General features: G+C 66.8%; 23 protein-coding genes. 9 read left to right on the forward strand and 14 right to left on the reverse strand.

What is annotated here, in order from left to right:
* Positions 1-18: 18 nt before the first annotated feature.
* On the reverse strand, positions 19-702 hold the full coding sequence (locus E2K76_RS05965) for an SDR family oxidoreductase (protein WP_136683378.1): 684 nt from the start codon (positions 700-702) through the stop codon (positions 19-21).
* A 72-nt stretch (positions 703-774) separates the two neighbouring features.
* Between E2K76_RS05965 and E2K76_RS05970 the strand changes: the two genes are divergently transcribed.
* Genes E2K76_RS05970 through E2K76_RS05985 form a run of 4 tightly spaced genes read left to right on the forward strand, consistent with a single transcriptional unit; the run spans position 775 to position 5,532 of the window.
* Entirely contained in the window at positions 775-2,295 is a 1,521-nt protein-coding gene (locus tag E2K76_RS05970; protein WP_136683379.1) for a DUF2125 domain-containing protein, read from the forward strand.
* 54 nt (positions 2,296-2,349) lie between these two features.
* On the forward strand, positions 2,350-3,687 hold the full coding sequence (locus E2K76_RS05975; RefSeq protein ID WP_136683380.1) for a TldD/PmbA family protein: 1,338 nt from the start codon (positions 2,350-2,352) through the stop codon (positions 3,685-3,687).
* The gene (locus E2K76_RS05980) at positions 3,674-4,447 is read left to right on the forward strand and encodes a 3'(2'),5'-bisphosphate nucleotidase CysQ (RefSeq protein ID WP_136683381.1); all 774 of its coding nucleotides are present in this window, start codon (positions 3,674-3,676) and stop codon (positions 4,445-4,447) included. Before E2K76_RS05975 ends, E2K76_RS05980 begins: the two co-directional genes overlap by 14 nt.
* Positions 4,444-5,532, forward strand: a complete 1,089-nt coding sequence (locus E2K76_RS05985) for a TIGR03862 family flavoprotein (protein WP_136683382.1) — start codon at positions 4,444-4,446, stop codon at positions 5,530-5,532. The genes E2K76_RS05980 and E2K76_RS05985 overlap by 4 nt, the downstream gene beginning before the upstream one ends.
* On the opposite strand, the gene E2K76_RS05990 is transcribed toward E2K76_RS05985, so the two are convergent.
* The 4 genes from E2K76_RS05990 to leuS are packed head-to-tail and all read right to left on the reverse strand — an operon-like array spanning position 5,516 to position 10,293.
* On the reverse strand, positions 5,516-6,220 hold the full coding sequence (locus E2K76_RS05990) for a porin (protein WP_136683383.1): 705 nt from the start codon (positions 6,218-6,220) through the stop codon (positions 5,516-5,518). The two genes, E2K76_RS05985 and E2K76_RS05990, sit on opposite strands and share 17 nt — an antisense overlap.
* Before the next feature lie 56 nt (positions 6,221-6,276).
* Positions 6,277-7,293 (reverse strand): DNA polymerase III subunit delta, encoded by a 1,017-nt coding sequence (holA, locus tag E2K76_RS05995; RefSeq protein ID WP_136683384.1) that lies wholly within the window; start codon positions 7,291-7,293, stop codon positions 6,277-6,279.
* Positions 7,290-7,775, reverse strand: coding sequence for an LPS assembly lipoprotein LptE (gene lptE / locus E2K76_RS06000; RefSeq protein WP_136683385.1), 486 nt, complete (start codon positions 7,773-7,775; stop codon positions 7,290-7,292). The genes holA and lptE overlap by 4 nt, the downstream gene beginning before the upstream one ends.
* Complete coding sequence (gene leuS / locus E2K76_RS06005; protein ID WP_136683386.1) at positions 7,762-10,293, reverse strand: leucine--tRNA ligase; 2,532 nt, start codon at positions 10,291-10,293, stop codon at positions 7,762-7,764. The genes lptE and leuS overlap by 14 nt, the downstream gene beginning before the upstream one ends.
* Positions 10,294-10,440: 147 nt before the next feature.
* Between leuS and E2K76_RS06010 the strand changes: the two genes are divergently transcribed.
* Positions 10,441-11,460 (forward strand): LLM class flavin-dependent oxidoreductase, encoded by a 1,020-nt coding sequence (locus E2K76_RS06010; RefSeq protein ID WP_136683387.1) that lies wholly within the window; start codon positions 10,441-10,443, stop codon positions 11,458-11,460.
* On the opposite strand, the gene E2K76_RS06015 is transcribed toward E2K76_RS06010, so the two are convergent.
* Both E2K76_RS06015 and E2K76_RS06020 read right to left on the reverse strand, forming a co-directional pair.
* Entirely contained in the window at positions 11,440-12,087 is a 648-nt protein-coding gene (locus tag E2K76_RS06015) for a pseudouridine synthase (protein WP_136683388.1), read from the reverse strand. The two genes, E2K76_RS06010 and E2K76_RS06015, sit on opposite strands and share 21 nt — an antisense overlap.
* Positions 12,084-12,536 carry a GAF domain-containing protein gene (locus E2K76_RS06020; RefSeq protein WP_136683389.1) on the reverse strand — a complete coding sequence of 151 codons (453 nt, stop codon included), beginning with the start codon at positions 12,534-12,536 and terminating at the stop codon, positions 12,084-12,086. Before E2K76_RS06020 ends, E2K76_RS06015 begins: the two co-directional genes overlap by 4 nt.
* 96 nt (positions 12,537-12,632) lie before the next feature.
* On the opposite strand from E2K76_RS06020, the gene E2K76_RS06025 reads away from it, so the two are divergent.
* Entirely contained in the window at positions 12,633-12,944 is a 312-nt protein-coding gene (locus tag E2K76_RS06025) for an STAS domain-containing protein (protein ID WP_136683390.1), read from the forward strand.
* Positions 12,944-13,348, forward strand: coding sequence for an ATP-binding protein (locus E2K76_RS06030; RefSeq protein WP_136683391.1), 405 nt, complete (start codon positions 12,944-12,946; stop codon positions 13,346-13,348). Before E2K76_RS06025 ends, E2K76_RS06030 begins: the two co-directional genes overlap by 1 nt.
* Here E2K76_RS06030 and hspQ read toward each other — a convergent pair.
* Positions 13,341-13,667 (reverse strand): heat shock protein HspQ, encoded by a 327-nt coding sequence (gene hspQ / locus E2K76_RS06035; protein WP_136683685.1) that lies wholly within the window; start codon positions 13,665-13,667, stop codon positions 13,341-13,343. The genes E2K76_RS06030 and hspQ overlap by 8 nt on opposite strands.
* 151 nt (positions 13,668-13,818) lie before the next feature.
* Here hspQ and E2K76_RS06040 point away from each other — a divergent pair, with 151 nt between their 5' ends.
* Entirely contained in the window at positions 13,819-14,400 is a 582-nt protein-coding gene (locus E2K76_RS06040; protein WP_136683392.1) for a transglycosylase SLT domain-containing protein, read from the forward strand.
* Here the strand turns inward: E2K76_RS06040 and E2K76_RS06045 are convergent.
* From E2K76_RS06045 to E2K76_RS06060, 4 genes are all read right to left on the reverse strand, one after another.
* Positions 14,397-14,996, reverse strand: coding sequence for a LolA family protein (locus tag E2K76_RS06045; RefSeq protein WP_136683393.1), 600 nt, complete (start codon positions 14,994-14,996; stop codon positions 14,397-14,399). The genes E2K76_RS06040 and E2K76_RS06045 overlap by 4 nt on opposite strands.
* A gap of 37 nt (positions 14,997-15,033) precedes the next feature.
* Entirely contained in the window at positions 15,034-18,033 is a 3,000-nt protein-coding gene (locus tag E2K76_RS06050) for a DNA translocase FtsK (protein WP_136683394.1), read from the reverse strand.
* A gap of 6 nt (positions 18,034-18,039) precedes the next feature.
* On the reverse strand, positions 18,040-19,206 hold the full coding sequence (locus tag E2K76_RS06055; RefSeq protein ID WP_136683395.1) for an aminotransferase class I/II-fold pyridoxal phosphate-dependent enzyme: 1,167 nt from the start codon (positions 19,204-19,206) through the stop codon (positions 18,040-18,042).
* Between the two features lie 113 nt (positions 19,207-19,319).
* Complete coding sequence (locus E2K76_RS06060) at positions 19,320-20,633, reverse strand: amidase (RefSeq protein WP_136683396.1); 1,314 nt, start codon at positions 20,631-20,633, stop codon at positions 19,320-19,322.
* A gap of 68 nt (positions 20,634-20,701) precedes the next feature.
* Here E2K76_RS06060 and E2K76_RS06065 point away from each other — a divergent pair, with 68 nt between their 5' ends.
* Positions 20,702-21,892: a UbiH/UbiF/VisC/COQ6 family ubiquinone biosynthesis hydroxylase gene (locus tag E2K76_RS06065; protein WP_136683686.1), complete on the forward strand. Its 1,191-nt coding sequence runs from the start codon at positions 20,702-20,704 to the stop codon at positions 21,890-21,892.
* On the opposite strand, the gene E2K76_RS06070 is transcribed toward E2K76_RS06065, so the two are convergent.
* Both E2K76_RS06070 and E2K76_RS06075 read right to left on the reverse strand, forming a co-directional pair.
* Entirely contained in the window at positions 21,889-22,065 is a 177-nt protein-coding gene (locus E2K76_RS06070) for a Trm112 family protein (RefSeq protein WP_136683397.1), read from the reverse strand. The genes E2K76_RS06065 and E2K76_RS06070 overlap by 4 nt on opposite strands.
* Positions 22,062-22,706 carry an LON peptidase substrate-binding domain-containing protein gene (locus tag E2K76_RS06075; protein ID WP_136683398.1) on the reverse strand — a complete coding sequence of 215 codons (645 nt, stop codon included), beginning with the start codon at positions 22,704-22,706 and terminating at the stop codon, positions 22,062-22,064. Before E2K76_RS06075 ends, E2K76_RS06070 begins: the two co-directional genes overlap by 4 nt.
* Between the last annotated feature and the right edge of the window lie 29 nt (positions 22,707-22,735).

Here is a 22,735-nt window from a genome sequence, read left to right on the forward strand (position 1 = left end):
GGCCTTCGGGCCCCTTTTTCATAGCCCGATCCGGGCGCGAATGTCCGCGTCGCGCAGCGAAATCTCGGTTCCGTTCAGATCCGCCGCCGCATCGCCGCACATCCAGACCAGCGCGCGGGCAGGCCATTCGGGCGGGATGTGGTCGGAGAACTCCAACCGGCTGACGCGGTTGTCGATGCCGCCCGCCTTGATCGCCCGCTGCATGTCGGTGGCGACGGTGCCGGGCGACAGGCCCATGATCCGCAGGTCCGGGTTTTCCAGATGCGCGGCGCGGGTCAGCATCGCCGCTCCGGCCTTTCCGGCGCAGTAGGCACTCCACCCCTCCAACGGGGTATGCGCCGCGCCGGAGCTGACTGTCAGAATCGTGCCTGCCCCCTGCGTCCGCATTACCGGGATCGCGGCGCGCATACCGTGGAACACGCCTGTCAGGTTCACGTCGATGGCCCGCCTCCACGCGGCGGGGTCGGCATCCTCCAGACGCGCCATCGGATCGATCACACTCGCATTGTTCACCCAGACATCCAGCCGCCCGTGATCGCGCTGGATACGTTCCACCGCCGCGCGCACCGAATCCCAGTCCGCCACGTCGCAATCCGCGCGCGTCAGCGCCATCACCGTCGCGCCGGCCGCGCGGAACGCCTCTGCCGCCGCTTGCCCGATGCCCCTTGCCGCGCCGGTGACGGCGACGATCCTGCCTTGCATGGAAACCTCCTTGACCCTTGTCTGGGGTCAGGGGATGCTATCGCCAAGCATTTCAATCGGAAAGACCAGTGCATGAAGTTTAGGCAACTTGCAGGCGGAACCGCCTTTATCACGATCGCATTTTCCGGTGCCGCGATGGCCGACCTGACGCCCGAACAGGTCTGGTCCGATTGGCAGGCGATGAGCGAAAGCTGGGGGCAGGAGCTGACCGCGGAAAGCACGACGCGCGAAGGCGATGCGCTGGTGGTCAGCGGGGTCAAGCTGGTCAGCGATCAGCCCGGCACCCGCGTCGAAGGCAGCATCGAACGCTTTACCTTCACGGGCAAAGGCGACGGCACGGTCGAGATCACGTCGTCGGAATCCTACCCCATGACCATCGTGACCGACACCCCGGCGGTCGAGGGCGAGGAGCCGACCGGCCCGGTCACGGTAAAGCTGAACCTTGTGCAAAGCGGCATGGTGATGACCGCCTCGGGCGAGCCGGGCAATACGCGCTACGATTACACGATCCCGATGCTGGGACTGACGCTGGACGATATCGAAACCGACCAGGGCGGGGACGAGACGGTGGACCTGCGCGTGACCGCGAACAACGTGACGGGCCACTATGACCTGACCGGCGAGGCGCGCGACATGGCCTCGACCCTCGCGGCGGACAACCTCGTGATGCTGCTGAACGCGTCGAACCCGACCACGGGCGGCAGCTTTGCGATGAATGCGGAACTGGCCAAGATCACCTCCAGTTCCACCGCCACCGCGATGGGCACGATGACCTCGGGCAACATGGCGCAGGCGCTCCGCGACGGCTTCGCCTCGCTGGCGGAGCTGCACTACGAAAGCTCGACGCTGGGCTTCGATCTGGCCGAAAGCGGCAACACGACCAAGGGCAGCGGCACAGGCGGCGCGGGCACGCTGAACGTCGCGATGGGCGAGGCTGGCCTCAGCTATGGCGGCAGCGCGAACGATGTGCAGATGGAGGTGGAATCCTCGCAGCTGCCCTTCCCGCTGGCGCTGGCCTATGACGCATCCAGCTTCGACATGCTGATGCCGATCGTGGCGGGGCCGGACGAGCAGGACTGGCGTCTGGCCAGCCGTCTGGAAGGCTTCACCCTGTCCGACAATGTCTGGAGCCTGTTCGATCCGGGCGCGGTCCTGCCGCGCGATCCGGCAACGCTGGTGCTTGACCTGTCGGGCAAGGCGATGGTCGATACCGACTTCATGGACCCGGCGCAGACCGAAGCCATGACCGAGGCACCGGGCGAGTTCAACTCGGTCGATGTCAACGAATTGCACCTGAACATCGCCGGGGCGGACCTGACGGGGCAGGGCGGCGTCACGCTGGACAACACCGATCTGGAAACCTTCCCCGGCTTCCCTGCACCGACGGGCAAGTTCGATCTGCGGCTGGTCGGCGGCAACGGTCTGATCGACAAGGCGGTGGAAATGGGCTTCGTGCCGCAGGATCAGGCGCTGGGGGCGCGGATGATGCTGGGCATGTTCGCCCGCATGGTCGAGGGCGAGACCGACACCATGACCTCCACCGTGGAGTTCAAGGACAAGCAGCTGATCGTCAACGGCCAGCGGCTGCAGTAACCTTGCCGCGCGCCTCGCGGCGTATTACGTCGCGGGGCAAAGATAGGGGGCGGTATGACGCTTGAAGATCTGGGCCAGCGGCTGCTGGATGCGGCGAAACGTGCCGGGGCCGAATCCGCCGATGCCATCGCGATCAGGGGGGCGGCCGTTTCGCTGGACCTGCGCGCCGGCGCTTTGGAGCAGGCAGAGCGGTCCGAGGGGACCGAGCTTGGCCTGCGTGTGCTGATCGGCGGGCGTCAGGCCTGCGTTTCGGTGTCCGACATTTCAGACCGCAGTCTGGAGGCTGTGGCCGAACGCGCCGTCGCCATGGCGCGCGAGGCCCCTGCCGACCCCCATGCCGGGCTGGCCGATCCGTCGCAGCTTGCCACTGTCTGGGATGTCGCCGCGCTGCAGATCGCGGATGATACGGCCGAGCCGTCGCCCGCCGCGCTGGAACAGGATGCGCGGCTGGCCGAATCCGGGGCGATGGCCCTGCGCGGCATCACGCAGGTCGAGGCCAGCGCCAGCTATTCCCGCCGTTCGGTGCATCTGGTGGCAAGCAACGGCTTCTCCGGCGGCTATGCCCGCACCTCGCGATCCGTTTCCGCCGTCGCCTTCACCGGCACGGGAACGGGGATGGAGCGGGACTGGGCCGCCGAATCCCGTATCTTCCAATCCGATCTGCCCGAGGCGGTGGGTGTGGGCGGTCTGGCCGCCGAACGGGCGCTGGCACGGGTTGACGCGCGCAAGCCCAAGACGGGCAGCTTTCCGGTGTTGTTCGACGAACGCATCGCGTCGACCCTGATCGGGCATCTGCTGTCGGCGGTGAACGGCAGCAGCGTCGCGCGCGGGTCAAGCTGGCTGCGCGATGCGCTGGGCCAGCCGGTGCTGCCTGCGGGCCTGTCGCTGGCCGAGGACCCGCTGCGGGTGCGTGCGGGGTCGAGCCGCCCCTTCGATGCCGAAGGGCTGGCCGCGCGTCCTCGCACCATCGTGGACGGCGGCGTGCTGATCGGCTGGACGCTGGACCTTGCCACGGCGCGCAAGCTGGGGATGGAAAGCACCGCCTCTGCCTCGCGCGGGACGATGGGGCCGCCTTCGCCGGGGGTGTCGAACATCGACCTGATCGGCGGGACGGCGACCAAGGCGGACCTGATCGCGCAGATGGGGACGGGGCTGGTCGTCACCTCGCTGATCGGATCGACGATCAACCCGACCACGGGCGATTATTCGCGCGGGGCCTCTGGCTACTGGGTCGAAAACGGCGAGGTTCAGTTCGCCGTGAACGAATGCACCATCGCGGGCAACCTGCGTGACATGCTGGCCCGGATAACCGCCGCGAACGATGCGCGAGCGCATCTGTCCACCCGCATCCCCAGCCTTCTGGTCGAGGGTATGACCCTTGCAGGGGAGTGACCTCGCCCTTCTGATCGAGGCCGCGCAGGTCGCGGGCGAGATCGCCATGCGCTTCTGGCGGCGCGAGGCGAAGGCGTGGGAAAAGCCGGGCCTTGGCCCGGTGACCGAGGCGGACATCGCGGTGAACGAGGCGCTGGAGGCGATGCTGCGCACCGCCCGCCCGGGTTATGGCTGGCTGTCCGAGGAAAGCGCCGACGATGCGGACCGGCTTGGCTGCGAGCATGTCTTCGTGCTGGACCCGATCGACGGCACCCGCGCCTTCATGGCGGGCGAGGATACGTTCTCGCATTCGCTGGCGGTGGTGCGGGGCGGGGTTCCGGTCGCGGCGGTGGTCTATCTGCCCGCGCTGGACCGGCTCTATACCGCCGAGGAGGGCGGCACGCCCCTGCGCAACGGTCTGCCGATCCTTGCCTCGCAGCGCGCGGGGATCGAAGGGGCGACGCTTCTGACCACGCGCCCCAACCTTTTGCCCGAACATTGGCCGGGAGGCGTGCCGGAGTTGCAGCGCAGCTTCCGCTCCTCCATCGCGTATCGGCTGTGCCTCGTGGCAGAGGGGCGGCATGACGGGATGCTTGCCCTGCGCGACAGTTGGGAATGGGACATCGCGGCGGGCGATCTGATCGCGCGGGCCGCGGGGGCGGTGGTGACCGACCGGCATGGCGGGCGCATCGCCTATAACCTGCCGCGACCGCAGGCGGCGGGGGTTCTGGCGGCGGCGCCGGGGCTGCACGAGGCGCTGCTGGCCCGGTTGCGCGCATGATCGGGCTGGTGATCGGCGCGGGACCGGCGGGCCTGATGGCCGCCGAGGAGATGGCGCGCGGCGGGATGCGGGTGATCGTCTGCGAACAGAAACCCTCGGTCGCGCGGAAGTTCCTGATGGCGGGGAAATCGGGTCTGAACCTGACCAAGGACGATCCCGCCCTGATGGCTCAGTTCCCCGAATGGATGCACCCGATGCTGCGCGAATTCGGTAGCGCCGAGGTGCAGGATTGGGCGCGCGGGCTGGGGCAAAAGGTGTTCACCGGATCGTCCGGGCGGGTGTTTCCAGTCGCGATGAAAGGCTCGCCCTTGCTTCGGGCATGGCTGGCGCGGCTGGCGGCGATGGGGGTGGAGATCCGAACCCGCTGGCGCTGGACCGGGGATGGGTTCGACACGCCGCACGGGCCGATGCAAGTGGCCGCGGACCGGACGGTGCTGGCGCTGGGCGGGGCAAGCTGGCCGCGTCTGGGATCGGACGGGGCATGGGCCGAATGGCTGCCCGCCGCGCCGTTCCTCCCCGCGAATATGGGTTTCTTCGTCGACTGGTCGGCGCATATGGCCAAGCACTTCGGCCAGCCGATCAAAGGCGCCCTGCTGACGGCGGGCGATCACCGCGAACGGGGGGAGTTCGTGATTTCCGCGCGCGGGGTCGAGGGGGGCGGCATCTATGCTATTTCGCGCAATTTGCGGGATGGGGCGCGGCTGGTGCTGGACCTGCTGCCCGACATGGAAGAAGCGGTGGTGGAAAAGCGGCTGGCGGGCAAGGACAGCATCGGCAGCCGTCTGCGGAAGCTGGGGCTTTCGCCAGCGGCGGCGGCTTTGGTGCAGGAGTTCGGGCGGCCTGTGACGGCGGCCAGCATCAAGCGCCTGCATGTCCCGCTGCAGGGGCCAAGGCCGCTGGAGGAGGCGATCTCCTCGGCGGGGGGGATCCGCGCCGAGGATCTGACCCCGGCGCTGGAGCTTCGCGCCCGGCCCGGCACCTTCGCCTGCGGCGAGATGCTGGACTGGGAGGCCCCGACGGGCGGCTACCTTCTGACGGGTTGCCTTGCGACGGGGCGCTGGGCCGGGATCAAAGCCCGGGGATGACGTTCAGGATGCCGCGACGGCCAAAGGTCGCGCCGTCCTGCGGGCCGAAGGTCTTGGTGGCGGACAGGCCGATATAGGTCTCGCGCCCGTTGACGTTGTCCAGATCGGCGCGGAACGATCCGATTTCGGCACCGACGGTGAAGGTCGGCGCGACTTCGTAATCCGCGCGGATCGCGGTGGTCGAGATGTCCAGCCCGTCGATATTCGCGCGCTGATAGCTGGCGCCGAGGCCGAACACCGGGGTCACGTTGTATTTGCCCGACAGACCGCCGACCATGCCGTCCAGATCGAAATTCTCGCCATTGCCGATATGGGCTTCGACTTCGAACATGCTGGACTTCTGGCCGACTTCGAAGCCGTAGAAGTCCTTGTTGTCGCCGTCCAGCTTTTCGGTGCCATAGAAGACGCCGAGCGAGGTGCCGGGGCCGGTGTGCAGGATGCCGTGCAGGGCGATCATGCTGCTCGACTCGCCTGCCTCAAGGAAGCGCGCGGTGCCGATGTCGCCCTGAACGCTGAATTCGGGCGAAAAGCCGATCTCGGCCGAACCTGCGACGCCCAGTTTGGCATAGCTGGTATCGTCAGTCCATGTGGAATAGCCGAGGGTCAGATCGCCCCCGGTCAGCTCGACCGCCAAGGCGGGGCCAGCACAAAGCGCCGCAAGCGCGGCGACGGGTGCGAATTTCATCATTTCACTGCTCCGGTTTCTTGTTATTTTCGAACATTAACGCATCGCCGCGGGGCGCGCTAGCGGCGCATCATCGCCAGACGGATCAACGCGCGCTCCATCACCGCCATTGTCGGCGCGCGGGTGGACGATCGCAGCGTCAGGTCGGTTTCCACCAGCAGCGCCAGTGCCGATTCCAGCCGGTGCATCCCCCAGGCTGCGGCCTGTTTCTGCATCCGGTCGCGGCGCGGGCCGAAGATCGGCGGGCGCATCCGGGCGATGCCCGCCGAAGGCCCGCCGGGGTCCGATGCCGCCAGATGCAGCGCTCGGAAATGGCGCAGCGCCCCGATGCACAGGCTGACCGGGTTCACGCCCTGACCTTCCAGCCGCCGCAGCAGGGGGGCAATCTCCGCCGCGCGGTGTTCGGCGGCGGCGTGCAGGATGTCGTCCACCTCGGCCTCGATGCTGGCGGGGGCGAGGGCGGCGATCTCGGCCACGGTCAGGGGCGAGGGGTCGCGGAATTTATACAGCGCGATCTTTTCGACCGTCTGGCGGAAGTCGCCGGGATCGAGGCTGCGGGCCAGCGCGGTCAGGTCGGTCATCGCCGCCGCATCGGCGTTCAGCCCGGCGCGGCGCAGGGTATCCTCGATCTCCTCCCGACTGGGCGGGTCGTCATAGAGGCCGACGGCGAAGGCGGCGGGGTGGGCTTCGAAGATCTTTCGCAGCGCGGATTTCGCGGTCAGGCTCCCCGCGGTCACCACGACCTGCGCGTCGCCCGGACGCCAGTCCTTCATCGCCTCGGTCACGGTGGGGGCGTGGGCGTCGGTCGCGTCCTCAAGGAACACCACGCGCGGGCCGGGAAAGAAGCCCTGCGCCCGCATCCCGTCGATCAGCGCGGCAGGGTCGCGGCGCAGATCGGCGGCGGGCAGGCGGGTCAGGCGCATCTCTGCCTCGCCCTCGGGGCCGACGAGCGCCGCGATCACCTCTTGCCGGCGCAGGGCGACCCGCATCGTGTCGGCGCCGAAGATCAGCAACCCGGCCTTGGACGAGTCGGGTTTCGCGAAATAGCGCGTGGCCTCGATCCCTTTCAGGATCACTTGTCCCAGGTCCCCGATGTGGCGACCAGCTGCGTGGCGATCTGGTCGGCCAGAATGCGCATCAGGCGATAGGCCGCATCCTCTTCCGCCGCCAGCCCCGCCACGGTCGATCCGGTCGCGGAATAGGAGGTGAAGTTCCGCGCGATCCCGCCCGTGACCCGCTGGCCCGTGCCGACGTCGTTTACGCCCCAGTCGATCCGCCCCAGAAGGTTGTAACGCGTGATCGAGCTTTCGCGCGTGATCCCGACGCCGCGCACTTCGGTCTGGATGGCATAGGTCAGCTCGTATCGCGGGGTGCGGCCCCGGCCCAGCCGTTCCTCCATTCGTTCGACGAAATCGAAGCCGTTCTTGTCGGTCGGATCGCCCAGCTTGATCGAGTCCTGCAACGCCGATGCAGGCCCGCCCGGCCCATAGGCCGGGGTGAAGCCGCAGGCCCCAAGGCCAAGCAGCAGAAGGAAGGTGCGGCGGTCAGGCGACGACATTGACGATACGTCCCGGCACGACGATCAGCTTCTTGATGGGCTGACCGGCAAGGAATTTGACCACATCATCATGGGCCAGCACCAGCTTTTCAACCTCGGATGCGGGCATCTCGGCGGGCACGCTGATTTCCGCGCGGCGCTTGCCGTTGATCTGGATCGGCAAGGTGACGGTATCGGCCACCAGCAGCGCCTCGTCGGCCTTGGGCCATGCGGCCTGCGCGACCAGACCCTGACCGCCCAGCATGTGCCAGACCTCCTCGGCCAGATGCGGGACCAGCGGCGACAGAAGCTGCGCCATGACCTTCATCGCGTCGCGCTTGGCATCCGCACCCGCCTTCGATTTCGACAGGGTGTTGGCGTATTCATAAAGCTTCGCGACGGCCTTGTTGAAGGCGAACCCTTCGATCCCTTGCGTCACATCCGCAATGGCGCGGGCGGAAGCGCGGGCCAGCGCCTTGTCCTGATCGTTCGCGGCCGTCGTATCGCGCGTGACCTCGTCCGCGATGCGCCAGACGCGGGCAAGGAACTTCGACGCAGCCTCGGCGCCGGATGCCGTCCATTCCACATCGCGTTCCGGGGGCGAGTCGGACATCACAAACCACCGCGCCGTGTCCGCGCCGAACGAAGCGATGATATTCATCGGATCGACGACGTTCTTCTTGGACTTCGACATCTTGGCCGAGGGGATCACCTCGACCGGCGTTCCGTCCAGCGTGCGGCCATCGACCACCTCCTCGGGCAGGTGATAGACGGGGCGGCCCGATGCGTCGCGGGTCTGGTAGATTTCATGCGTGACCATGCCTTGGGTGAACAGGGCGTTGAACGGCTCCTGCGCCGTGGCGGGCAGGTGGCCCGTGCGGTGCATCGCGCGGCAGAAGAAGCGCGAGTAAAGCAGGTGCAGGATCGCATGTTCGATGCCGCCAATATACTGGTCGACGTTCATCCAGTAATCGGTTTCGTCCCCCGTCGGCGTCGTTGCGCGCGGCGCGGTGAAGCGGGCGAAATACCACGACGAATCCACGAAGGTGTCCATCGTGTCCGTCTCGCGCTTGGCCGCTGCGCCGCAGGACGGGCAGGGCGTGTCGCGCCATGTCGGATGACGGTCCAGCGGGTTGCCGGGCTGGTCGAAGGTCACATCGTCGGGCAGGCGGACGGGCAGGTTTTCCTTTTTCTCGGGCACCACGCCGCAGGACGGGCAGTGGACGACCGGGATCGGACAACCCCAATACCGCTGGCGGGAAAGCCCCCAATCGCGCAGGCGGTAGTTGGTGACGCCCCGGCCCACGCCTTGGGATTCACAAAAAGCGATGGCGGCGGCGACGGCCTCCTCGCCGGTCTGTTCGGCATCGCCCGCGAAGCCGCGGATATAGCGGACCTTCTCCGACTTCAGCGGGGTGTAGGCGCCGGGCGGGATGCCCTCGTCCAGCGGCTGGAACACGGGGTCGATGGGAAGCGAATATTTCTGCGCGAATTCGAAGTCGCGGGCGTCATGCGGGGGGCAGCCGAAGATCGCGCCGGTGCCGTAATCCATCAGGATGAAGTTGGCGATATAGACCGGCAGTTCCCACGAGGTATCGAACGGGTGCCGCACGCGAATGCCGGTGTCCATGCCCAGCTTTTCCGCCGTCTCCAGCGCCTCGGCGGTCGTGCCCAGCTTGCGGCATTCCGCGACGAATTCTGCGATCTTGGGGTCGTGACGTTCCAGATGCTTGGCCAGCGGGTGATCCGCGCTGATCGCGGCAAAGCTGGCACCCATCAAAGTGTCGGGGCGGGTGGTATAGACCTCCAGCCGGTCGAAACCTTCGGGGGCATCGACGGTCGAGAACGCGAATTGCAGACCGCGCGACTGGCCGATCCAGTTGGCCTGCATCAGCCGCACCTTTTCCGGCCAGTTGTCCAAGCCGTCCAGCGCCTGAAGCAGATCCTCGGCGAAGTCGGAGATGCGGAAGAACCACTGCGTCAGTTCCTTGCGTTCCACCGCCGCGCCCGACCGCCAGCCCTTGCCGTCGATCACCTGCTCGTTCGCCAGAACCGTCATGTCCACCGGGTCCCAGTTCACTTGGGCCGATTTGCGATAGACCAACCCTTCGTCCAGCATGTCGAGGAACATCGCCTGCTGCTGGCCGTAATATTCCGGATCGCAGGTCGCAAACTCGCGGGTCCAGTCGATGGACAGACCCAGTGGCCGCATCTGTTCCTTCATCACCGCGATGTTGCCGTAGGTCCACTCTTTCGGATGGCCGCCTTTTTCCATCGCCGCGTTTTCGGCGGGCATCCCGAAGGCGTCCCAGCCCATCGGATGCAGGACCGAAAACCCGCAGGACGACTTATATCGCGCCACCACGTCGCCCATGGTGTAGTTTCGCACGTGCCCCATGTGGATGCGCCCCGACGGATAGGGGAACATCTCCAAAACGTAGTATTTGGGCTTCGTCTCGTCGCGCTTCGCAAGGAAGACCTCGGCCTCGTCCCAGGCTTTTTGCCATTTCGGTTCGGATTGGGCGGGGGCGTAGGTCATGCGGGCCTCTTTACGGTTTGCGCTTGGATACACCGCCCGTGTGCAAGGGTCCAGCGCGGCGCGGATGCACAGATGACCCTTCGCTGGCGCAGATTGTGCGCTGTGGCGACGGCACATACCTTCCCGGCAACAGGAAAGGACTTTCCCATGATTGAACTGGGCCTCGATACCTTCGGCGATATGACGGACGGCGCAACCCATGCGCAGGTCGTTCGCAACGTCGTCGAACAGGGCGTGCTGGCCGACCGGGTCGGCGTGGACTTCATCGGCATCGGCGAACATCACCGCGAGGATTTCGCCATCTCGGCCCCCGAGGTGGTTCTGGCGGCGATCGCGGCGCGGACCAGCCGCATCAAGCTGGGGTCGGCGGTGACGGTTTTGTCGTCGGACGATCCGATCCGGGTATTCCAGCGGTTCTCAACCGTGGACGCGATCTCGAACGGGCGGGCCGAGGTGATCTTGGGTCGTGGCTCTTTCACCGAAAGCTTCCCGCTGTTCGGGTTCGACCTGAGCGACTACGAGCGGCTGTTCGAGGAGAAGCTGGACCTGTTCTCGCTTCTGGCGCGGGAAAAGAAGGTCACGTGGAAGGGCACGATCCATCCCGGCCTGAAACAGCAGGAAGTGTTTCCGCCGACCGAAAGCGGGACGCTGAAGACGTGGATCGGCGTCGGCGGCAGCCCGGAGTCGGTGATACGCGCCGCCAGCTATGACCTGCCGCTGATGCTGGCGATCATCGGCGGTGCACCTGCGCGGTTCCGGCCCTTCGTGGACCTTTACAAACAGGCGTATGATCAGATCGGGAAGCCCACGCCGGGGATCGGTGTCCATTCGCCCGGCCATGTCGCGGCGACGGACGAACTCGCGCGGGACCAGTATTTTGCGGGCTACCGCATCATGCATGGGCTGGTCGGGAAAAGCCGGGGCTGGCCGCCGCTCCAGCGCGCGGATTTCGACCGGGAATGTGCGCATGGGTCCATGTATGTGGGCAGCCCCGAGACGGTGGCGAAGAAGATCGCCGCCACCGCGCGTGCGCTGGACCTGACGCGGTTCGACCTGAAATATTCGGGCGGGCCGGTCCCGCACGAGGTGTCGATGGAGGGCATCCGCCTTTACGGCGAACAGGTCATCCCGATGGTGCGCGAGATCCTAGAAGGGCGCGGGAACTGAAAACGTCTGCGTCACCCCGGTTTCGGGGTGGCGTATCCGCAGCGATTCCGCATGCAGCATCAGGCGCGGGTGGTCCGCCGCCTCGCCCGTGGCGTAAAGCGGATCGCCGAGGATCGGGTGGCCCAGCGCCGCCATATGCACCCGAAGCTGGTGGCTGCGGCCCGTGATCGGCATCAGGCGCACGCGGGTTTCGTTCTCGCCGCGTTTCGTCACGCGCCAGTCGGTCTGGGCGGGCTTGCCCGTGTCAAAGTTCACATGCTGGCGCGGGCGGTTCGGCCAATCGACGATCAGCGGCAGGTCCACGCGCCCCTCCTTCTCCGCCAGAACACCGTGAAGGCGCGCGGCATAGATTTTCCGGGTCGTCCGCTTTTCGAACTGCTGGCCAAGGTTCGCCTGCGCCGATTTCGTCAACGCGAAGACCATCACGCCCGACGTGTCCAGATCCAGCCGATGCACCAGAAGCACTTCGGGGAAGACGCCGCGGATGCGCTCGATCAGGCAATCGGTGCGGTCGTCGCCGCGCCCGGGGACCGACAGCAGGCCGGCGGGTTTGTCGGCGATGACGATGGTGCTGTCATGGTGGACGATGCGCAGCGGCTCGTCCGGCGGGGAATAGACGAAACTCACGCGGCGTCCTTGAACAAACGCGACATGATCGCGGCCAGCGCATCCGCGTCGGTCTGGGTGAAGGCGGCTTCGGTGTTGCTGTCCAGATCCAGCACGCCCAGCAGCTTGCCCGCGCCGTTCCAGACCGGCAGCACCAGTTCCGACCGGGTGGAGGACGCGCAGGCGATATGGCCGGGGAACAGGTCCACGTCCGGGACGATCTGCACCTGGCCCGTCCGGGCCGCCGCCCCGCAGACGCCGCGCGAGAACGGGATGGCCAGACAGCCGTGACCGCCCTGATAGGGGCCGATCTTCAGCATCTCGGGCCCGGTCACGCGATAGAACCCGGTCCAGTCGGACAACGGATGGGCGTGGTGCAGTTCGCACGCGATGGTCGCCATCAGGGCGACGGTGTCGGTCTCGCCATGGCACAGCGAATCGAGCGTGGCGGAAAGGGTGTCGTAATCCATGGGCGGAAGATAATCGCCACGGCGGCGAAGGTGAAGGCGGTTACCAATCGTCAACTCCCCCGCGCTAGGGTCGGGATCGAAGCAGGGGAGTTTGCCATGGACCTTTCCGCCGAAGTGAGGGACGGCGCGCTCATCGTCCGCGTGCTGGAAGACCGGATCGATGCCGCCAGCGCGATCGGATTCAAGGACCGGATGCGCGAGGTGATCGCCGACCCGTCGCCGGTCGTCGTCCTGGACCTGTCGCGCGTGTCGTTTCTGGACAGCAGCGGACTGGGCGCGGTGGTGGCGGTGATGAAACTGGTGGCCCCGCGGCGGCTGGAACTGGCGGCGCTGTCCCCCACCGTGGCCAAGGTGTTCCGCCTGACGCGGATGGACAGCGTCTTTACCATCCACGCGGACTCGCCGTGATGACGACCGAGACGCGGCTGACGATCCCCGGCACCGCCTTTGACGTTCACGAGGCGCTGCGCGGTCTGACCGAAGGCGCGCTGTCGGCCTTGGCGGAGGCGGAGCGGACCACCGCCCAGATCGTGCTGGCCGAGGTTCTGAACAACATCGTCGAACATGCCTATGCCGGGCAGGGGGGGCGGATCGACCTGACCCTGTCAACGGGGGCGGACGGTCTGCGCTGCGTCGTGACGGATTGCGGCGTGCCGATGCCGTCGGGCAGGCTGCCCAAGGGGCGCAGTCCGCGCCCGGGCGATCTGCCGCAGGGGGGCTTCGGCTGGTTCCTGATCCGCAGTCTTGCGCGCGATCTGCGATACAGCCGCGAGGACGGGCGCAACGAGCTGAGCTTTCGCCTGCCTAGTTGAGCTGGAACTGCACCGGGTAACGCCCATCCTCGAAGTCGCCGAAGATGTCGCTCAGGTCCGGATGGTCCACCGGCTCGCCTGTGTCGTCGGGAACGAGATTCCCTTCCGAGACATAGGCGACATAATAGCTTTGATCGTTTTCGGCCAGCAGGTGATAGAAGGGCTGGTCGCGGTCGGGGCGCACATCCTCGGGGATGGAGTCATACCATTCCTCGGTATTGGCGAAGATCGCATCCACGTCGAAAACCACGCCGCGGAACGGGTGCTTGCGATGACGCAGCACTTGTCCCAGATGATATTTGGCTTCCGACTTGACGATCATCACATTCCCTCGCGGGCGCCTCCATACAGACAGCCGGGGGGCGAGTCCACGATTCCCCCCAGGCGTCATCGCGTATTTCTGATCCGGGATACGTTCCCAGGGCGGTTTTTTTCCGCTAGGGTTCGAAAAAAATACGTGCGAGGGGCAAATGAGCAGGTTTCTCCGTGCGTCGATTCTTCTGCTGGTGCTGGCATCCTGCGGCGGCGGCAATTTCTCGGCGCCCCGCGATCTGGAGAATGCGTGCAGCATCGTTGCTGAACGCCCGAAATATTTCCGTGCGATGAAGGCGACGGAGCGCAAATGGGGCGTTCCGGTCCATGTGCAGATGGCGACGATCCATCAGGAATCGAAGTTCATCGGCAATGCGCGCACCCCGCATCAATTCGTGCTGGGCGTGATCCCGATGGGGCGGCAGTCCACGGCCTATGGCTACAGCCAGGCGCTGGACGGCACATGGGAGGAATACAAGGAAAAGGAAGGCCGGGGCCGCGCGCAGCGGGACCGCATCCAGGACGCGACCGACTTCATGGGCTGGTATATGGACGAAACCTCGCGTCGGCTGGGCGTGTCGAAGCAGGACGCGCGGAACCAGTATCTTGCCTATCACGAGGGGCGGGCCGGGTTCGCGCGGGCCAGCTATACCGCCAAACCGTGGTTGGTGGCGGTGGCCAGCCGCGTGGGCGATCGCGCGGAGCGGTATCGCGTGCAGCTGGCCTCCTGCCGGCGTTAACGCCGGCGGTTCATTTCTTGGGTGATCGAAAAGAGGGAGGGGCGGAAGCTGCCTCCCTTTTGCATCTCGCCCAGGATCACCGTGGTCTGCGCGCCGGTGTCGTCGGTGATGATCCATTGGCGCAGTTCGGTCGGGGCGGCGGTGAACACCATCTCGATCGTGCCGTATTCCGGGTGTTCGGGGTCCTGCGCGGTCACGCGGGTGGAGTTTTCCACCTCGGAATGTCCTGTCACCATGCGCGCGCGCGACAGGTCCACATTCTGCGCAAGGATCAGGTTCAGCGGCGTGCGCGACAGCGGATACTGTTCGGGCGGCTGGTTCGATTTCGCATCGAAGATCGCGACCTGACCGCCGCCTGCCATGACCACCGTGCGGTCGGGCTGGGCATATTCGAACCGCACGCGGCCCGGCCGCTGGATCATCACCGTCCCGGTGGAGATCGAGCCGTCGGGGTTCACCTGCGTGAAATCCGACTGCGCCGTGGTCAGCGAGTTCAGATAGCGCGAGATTTCCGAAAGGGGAAGCCTCTCGGCCGCTGCGGGCAGGACCGAGAGAGCGAGGGCGACGGGCGCCAGAAGGATGCGAAGCGTTTTCATGCTGCCCAATCTAGGGTGCGCCTCGCCTCCGTTCCAGTCACTGTTCCGGCAGAAGTATTTCGCGTTTGCCGACGTGGTTCGCCGCCGTGACGACGCCCTGTTCCTCCATCTGTTCCACCAGCTTGGCGGCCTTGTTGTAGCCGATGCCAAGCTTGCGCTGGATGTAGGAGGTGGAGCATTTGCGATCCTTGGCGACGACCGCCACGGCCTGATCGTAAAGCGAATCCTCGCCGTCGGTATTGCCGCCAAGGCCCAGAACCGCGTCGATGTCGCCCGCGACCTCGTCCTCCGGCCCTTCGACGACGCCGGACATATAGGCTGGCGGGCCGAAGGATTTTAGATGGTTGACGATCTCCTCCACTTCCTCGTCCGACACGAACGGGCCGTGGATACGGGTGATCTTCGCGCCGCCAGCCATATAGAGCATGTCGCCCATGCCCAGAAGCTGTTCGGCCCCCTGTTCGCCAAGGATGGTGCGACTGTCGATCTTCGACGTGACCTGGAAGCTGATCCGGGTGGGGAAGTTCGCCTTGATCGTGCCGGTGATGACATCGACCGAAGGGCGCTGCGTCGCCATGATCAGGTGGATACCCGATGCCCGCGCCATCTGCGCCAGACGCTGGATGCAGGCCTCGATCTCCTTGCCGGCGACCATCATCAGGTCGGCCATCTCGTCCACGATCACCACGATGAAGGGGATCGCGACGGGCTGGAACTCCTCGGTCTCGAACACCGGCTCGCCGGTATCCTCGTCGAAGCCGGTCTGGATGGTGCGCTTGAACATCTCGCCCTTGGCCAGCGCCTCGCGGACGCGGCCGTTATAGCCTTCGATGTTCCGCACGCCCATCTTGGACATCTTGCGATACCGTTCCTCCATCTCAGCCACGACCCATTTCAGGGCGACGACGGCTTTCTTGGGGTCGGTCACGACGGGCGAAAGAAGATGCGGGATGCCGTCATAGACGGACAGTTCCAGCATCTTGGGGTCGATCATGATGAGGCGGCATTCCTCGGGCGTCAGCTTATACAGCAGCGACAGGATCATGGTGTTGATCGCCACCGACTTGCCCGAACCCGTGGTCCCCGCGATCAGCAGGTGGGGCATCTTGGCAAGGTTCGCGACGATCGGATCGCCGCCGATGTCCTTGCCCAAGGCCAGCGGCAGGCGCATCGCCTCGGCCCCGAAATCGGCCGCGTCGAGGATTTCGCGCAGCACCACCTTCTCGCGGTTCGCGTTCGGAAGTTCGATGCCGATCACCGTGCGGCCCGGAACGGTGGACACGCGGGCCGACAGCGCCGACATCGACCGGGCGATATCATCCGCCAGACCGATCACGCGGCTGGCCTTCAGACCCGGCGCGGGTTCCAATTCATACATGGTCACGACCGGGCCGGGGCGGACCGAGACGATTTCACCCTTCACGCCGTAATCGTCCAGCACCGATTCCAGCAGCCGCGCGTTTTCCTGCAGCGTCTCGACCGACAGCGGGTTGCGCTTGATGCCGTCGGGGTTCTGCAGCAGCGACAGCGGCGGCAGTTCGTATTCGACCTGAATTTCCTCGAACCGGCGGCGCACGGGGGCGGGTTTCGGCGGGGCAGGGGGGGCGATGGGGGCAGCGTCGAGCTGCTCGTCCGGCCAGTCCTCCTCGGCCTCCTCGACCTGATCGGCCCAGTAGGTGTCGTCGTCGATCTCGACTTCTGGCTCGGCGGTCATCAGGCGTTGCGTCGCGGTCGTCTCCGGCTCCAGCGCCGACGGCAGGCGCGGGATGTTGCCGGAACGGGCGGGCGCGGCACCGGCGATCATCGGCGGCTCGGGCGGCAGTTCGACCGGGGCGCGACGGGTGTCGGCGACCAGCGGCGCGGGCTTGCCCTTGCGCGCGACCAGCGACGGCTCGCGCCGCTGCACCGCCGCGGTGACGGGGCTGACCGGCTGATGCGCGCGGGTGCGGATCACCTCGCCGATGCGGGCCTTGATGCGGTCTTCGGAGGGGTTGTCAGCATCGCGTGGCTCGGGCTCCACCAGTTCGGGGTCGACGACGCGGCGGACCATCTGCGCGCCGCGCGCCAGCAGGGATTTGGGTGCCTCCTCGCGGCGCACTTCGGCCCGCAGGTTGGCGGCGCCCAGCGCGTCGGGGCGGCCCCAGTCGGCGCGTTGTTCGGCATGGCGGGCCTGCGCTGCGCGGGCGGCCTGCACCACGCGCGACACCGGCTCCTCCGGTTCGGGCTTGGCCGTGAAACGTTCCATCATCCCGCGCGCGGCGGCCCCCAGCGAAGGCAGGCGCGGGCTTTCGATCACCTCGTCATCCCATTCGGCGGATTCGGCGCGGGCGCGGGTCTTTTCGGCCCGTTTCTGCTGCATCTGCACCGCCATCTGCGCGGCACCCGTGGCAGAACGCCCGGCCAGCGACAGGATCGTGGTATAGGTCATGATGAGGCCGACCAGCAGGAAATTCGCGATCGCGCGGATTTCCCACAGATCGAACCCGGTCACGAACAGCATCATCGCCAGCATCAGCGCGCCGGTCACGAGCGACAGCAGCTTCAGCCCCGCGGCCGCGCCAAAGGGCGTCGCGCCCAAAAGCGCACCAAGGACGGTATCGCCGAACAGCCCGCCAAGGCCGAAGGCATGGCCCCAGTCGGCACCCGGCGCGTGGGTCGCGGCAAAGACCGAAGCGACCGCCACCGCGATCACGGCAAAGACCACGCGGCCCGGCGCACGATCCTCGCCCCGGTGCAGAACGAACCGCACACCCCAGCCCAGCAGCACCAGCGGGATCGCCCATGCGCCCTTGCCCACGATCACGATCAGGGTGGACGCGACCGCAGCCCCGAACCGGCCCAGCGTGTTCTGCGCGGGTTCATCCGTGGACACCATCCAGCCCGGATCGGTCGGGCTGTAGGAGGCCAGCATCAGGAAGAACAGGAAGGCCAGCAGCAGCAGGCCCACACCCAGAAGCTCTCGCCCCCGGCGCTGGAGCATTTCCTGCACGTTCTGGTCCAGAAGCGGATCGCGCTGCCTTGCATTATAGGACGCCATCTGACCTCACCCGTATAGGCAGTCGCGGAGCGTGACGAGCCCCGGCTGCAAGTCTTCGATCGGAGCGACCAAGGCCACCCTTATGTAATTCGCGCCGGGGTTCGCACCTCCGACATCGCGGCTCAGATAGGCACCGGGGAGAACGCGGATGCCGGTTTCGGTCCACAGTTTCACCGCGGCCTTTTCGCCATCCTCGACCGGAAGCCAGAGGAAGAAGCCCCCTTCCGGGGTCTTGTAGCCCTGCATGCTTGCGAAAACGTTGCCCGCCATCGCGAATTTCGCCTGATACAGCGCGCGCGACGCGTCCACATGCGCCTCGTCCCGCCACGCGCGTTCGGACACGGCCTGGATCGGCTGGGGCAAAGGCGCACCGGCAAAGGCGCGCAGCTTGCGGATGCGGGCCATCCCCTCGGCCCCGCCCGCGACGAAGCCCGACCGCAGCCCCGGCAGGTTGGATCGTTTCGACAGCGAATGGAACACGAAGACCCGCTCGGGGTCGGCGTCGATCTCCAGCGCGCCGGTGGGGGCGTGGGTCTGCCAGATCTCGGAATAGCATTCGTCGGCAAAGACGCGGAAATCGTGCTTCTCCGCCAGCGCCAGCAGCGTCGTCAGATAGTCGCGCGAGGCGACCGCGCCCTGCGGGTTCGCGGGCGAGCAGATATAGGCGATCGTCACCCGGTCCAGCAGATCGGTCGGCAGCGCGGCGTAATCGGGCAGGAACCCGGTTTCAGCGGTGGCGGGGACATAGACAGGCTCTGCCCCCGTCGCCAAGGCCGCCAGTGCATAGACCTGATAGAAGGGGTTCGGCATCAGGATGGCGGGGCGCTTGCCGTTCTTCTGCTCCGGCGACAAAGCGAGGGCGGCGTTGAACAGCCCCTCGCGCGTGCCGTTCAGCGCCATGATGCGGTTCGCGCCCACATCCGCGCCATAGCGACGCCCCAGCCAGCCCGAGATCGCGTCCAGCAGCCCCGGCGTTCCGTCATTGGCCGGATAGATGCCGAAGCCGCCGATATTCTCGGCCAGGACCTCGGCCACGAAAGGGGGCATCGGATGTTTCGGCTCTCCGATCGTCATGTGAATCGGGGTGCCGCCCGCGGGAAGCGGGTCAAGCAAAGCCCGCAGACGCGGGAATGCGTAATCGGGAAGGTTCGAGAACCTGTCTGGGAACTGCATCGACTGCCTCTTGCCGGGGTCGTTTCGCCCCGTTTTCCCGCAATGTAGCCGCAACTCGCCCTGCGGTCCAGAATAACCCCGCCCGCCTCGCGCCTTTGGGAATGGGTGTGGCGCTACAGCGCCCGTTCGGCGGCGTAGCCAAGGCGCAGCAGCCGTTCCTCGGCCATGCGGGGGGCCATGAAACTGATCCCGCAGGATGCGTGACCTGTGGGCAGGGTCAGCGAACAGCCGTCCATCAGGTTGCCGATCCGTGTGTTGCGCAGCGCCAGCAGGTTTTCGGACACATAGTAATCGCCGTCGCGGAGCAGCCGTTCCGCGTCTGGCGGCAGGATCGCAGAGGTGGGCAGGATCACCGCGTCGAAGGCGGCGGTCAGCGCAGCCCATTCGGCGCGAATCTCGCGCAGCCGCCGCCAATGCGCGATGTAGTCATAGGCCAGCACGTTCGCGCCCGCCTCGAACCGTTCGCGGATGGGGGCGAACATCGCACCGGGGTTCTCGCGGATATGGCCGCCCCAGATGGCATAGGCCTCGGCGGTGTAGAGTGCGGCAGACAGGATCGTCGCCTCGCGCACCGGCTCGAACCGGATCGTTTCGATCCGCGCGCCTGCGGCTTCCAGTTTCCGCGTCGCATCGGCGAAGGCGCGGGCGGGGGCGTCGCGCAGATCCTCGGTTGCCAGCGTGTCCAGCACCGCCAGCCGCACGCCATCCAGCGATGCGCCGGTCAGGTCGGGGGCGCCCCGCCCTTCCAGCGCGGCCAGCATCAGGGCGGCGTCTTCGACGTTGCGGGTCAGGGGGCCGACGCTGTCCAGCGTCTCGCACAAAGGCACGACCCCGCGCAGCGACAGCCGCCCCCATGTGGTCTTCAGCCCCACCAGATCGTTCCACGCCGCCGGAAGCCGGACCGAGCCGCCCGTGTCCGATCCGACCGCCGCCGGGGCCAACCCGAAAGCCACCGACGCCGCTGCCCCCGAGGAAGACCCGCCCGCGACCGCAGCGGGATCATTCACGTTGGGCGCGGTGGCGGTGACCGGGTTCAGACCAAGGCCGGAGAAGGCCAGCTCGCTCATATGCGTCTTGCCAAGGCAGACCAGACCGCCTGCCGTCGCGGTTTCAAGCACCTCGGCATCGGCGGTGGGGATACGGCCCGCCAGCAGGGCGGACCCGGCCTCGGTCGCGATTCCGGCGGTGTCGAACAGGTCCTTCCAGCTGATCGGAACGCCGTCCAGCGGGCCAAGGCGGCGGTCGGCCTTGGCGCGGCTGGCGGCGGCCATCGCCTCGTCCCGCGCGCGTTCATGCGTCAGGCGGGCAAAGATGCGGTCCTGCCCGGCGGCGGCTTCCAGAAAGCTTTCCGTCAGTTCGACCGGATGCACCTTGCCGCGCGCGATGGCCCGCCCCAGATTGCCCGCCGTTTCCTTGAACCAGTCCATGCTGCGCCTCCGTTTGGCGAAAGGCTAGGTGCATGGACAATCGCGCGCAAGCGGGCATAACTGGCGGCATGACGCAGGATATCATCATCGTGGGCGGCGGGCTGAACGGCCCTGCCTTGGCGCTGGCACTGGCGAAATCGGGGTTCCGCGTCACCGTGGTGGACCCTCGCCCCGCGCCGGACCGGGCAGGTGTGGGGTTCGACGGTCGCGCCTATTCGCTGGCCATCGCCTCGCGCCGGCTTCTGTCGGCCATCGGCGTGTGGGACGGGCTGGAGGCGCAGCCGATCCTGAAGATCAAGGCCAGCGACGGGCGCGCGGGCCAAGGCGCGGCCCCTTTCTTCCTGACTTTCGACCATGCCGAGATCGAGGAAGGCCCGATGGGCTTCATGGTCGAGGATCGCCACCTTTACGCGGCCTTCCTTGCGCGGATGGACGGAATCGAGCGCGTTCGGGATACGGTGGTGGCTCAAGGCGAGGGTGAGGTCACGCTGGCTTCGGGCCGCGTGCTGCGCGCGGCGCTGATAGTCGGCTGCGATGGGCGGGCCAGCGGCACGGCCGAACGGGCGGGCATCCGGCGCATCGGCTGGGGTTACGGTCAGACGGCGCTGGTGACGGCGGTATCGCATGAACACCCGCATGAGGGGGTGGCGCATCAGCTGTTCCTGCCCTCCGGCCCGCTGGCGATCCTGCCGCTGCTGGGCAATCGCAGTTCCATCGTCTGGTCCGAGACCGAGGCCAATGCCCGCGCCATCGCGGCGCTGCCGGACGATGACTTCCTTGCCGCGCTGCATCCGCGGTTCGGCGATTTCCTTGGGCGGATCGAACTGGCGGGGGCGCGCTTCACCTATCCGTTGTCCCTGTCGCTGGCAGATCGGTTCATCGCCCCGCGCGTCGCGCTGGTGGGGGATGCCGCGCACGGGGTGCACCCGCTGGCAGGTCAGGGGCTGAACCTTGGCCTGCGCGACGTGGCGGCCTTGGCCGAGGTGCTTGTGGACGCCCATCGCCGCGGCGAGGATATCGGGGCGATGCCGGTGCTCGAAAGGTATCAGCAGTGGCGGCGGTTCGATTCCACCGCGATGGCGCTGGGCATGGACGGGATGAACCGGCTGTTTTCCAACGACAACCCGATCCTGCGTCTTGGTCGTGACCTTGGCCTTGGCGCGGTGAACGCGCTGCCGGGGCTGCGGCGCGGCTTCATCCGTCAGGCGGCGGGGCTGTCCGGGGAGCTGCCCGCCTTGCTGCGCGGACGGCTGCCCTAGATCTCGCGCGCTTCGGAGACCAGCATGACCGGGATGCCGTCGCGGATCGGAAAGGCCAGCCCGCCCGATTTCGACACCAGTTCCTGCGCATCCGCGTCATAGGTCAGCGGGCCTTGAGTGACGGGGCAGACAAGCGCCTCCAGCATCCGGCGGTCGAAGCGGGTCTCGCTCATTGCATCATCTCTCCGTCAGTGCCGCCGCGCAGGGCGAATTCGATCAGCGTGACCAAGGTTTCGCGCCGGGTTTCAAGCGAAGGTGCTTCCAAGAGCGCCTGCTTGTCCTCGGGGGCGAAGGGGCAGAGCATCGACAGCGAGTTGATGAGAAGCTCCTCATCCGCCTCGCTCAGGCTGCCCCAGTCGGTCGAAAGTCCCATCGCCTGAAAATAGCGCTGAAGCAAGGCCATGAACGCGTCGCGGTCGAAATGGCTGTCGCCCTCGGCGCTGCCCAGATCGCGCGAGAACGCCGCCCAGTCCACTACGCCGCGCAGATAGGGGCTGAAGCCCGACGCCTCGCCCACCAGCCGGAACCGCGAGATGCCGGACAGCGTTATCATGTAGCGCCCGTCCTCGGTTTCGGAAAACCCGGTCAGACGGCCCGCGCAGCCGATCGAATGCAGCTTCTTGTCGCCGCCGCCCGGAACCTCGCGCGGCTGGACCATGCCGACCAGACGATGCGGGGTCTTCATCATATCCTCCAGCATCTGGAGGTATCGTGGCTCGAATATATGCAGTGGCAGGCGGGCACGCGGCAGAAGCAGCGCCCCCGGGAGCGGGAACAGAGGGATCGTATCCGGCAGGTCGGCGGCGTTCATCATGCCGAGGGAACTAGGCCGACCAGCCAAGG

Source organism: Falsirhodobacter xinxiangensis, assembly GCF_004959935.1.
Classification (GTDB): domain Bacteria; phylum Pseudomonadota; class Alphaproteobacteria; order Rhodobacterales; family Rhodobacteraceae; genus Falsirhodobacter; species Falsirhodobacter xinxiangensis.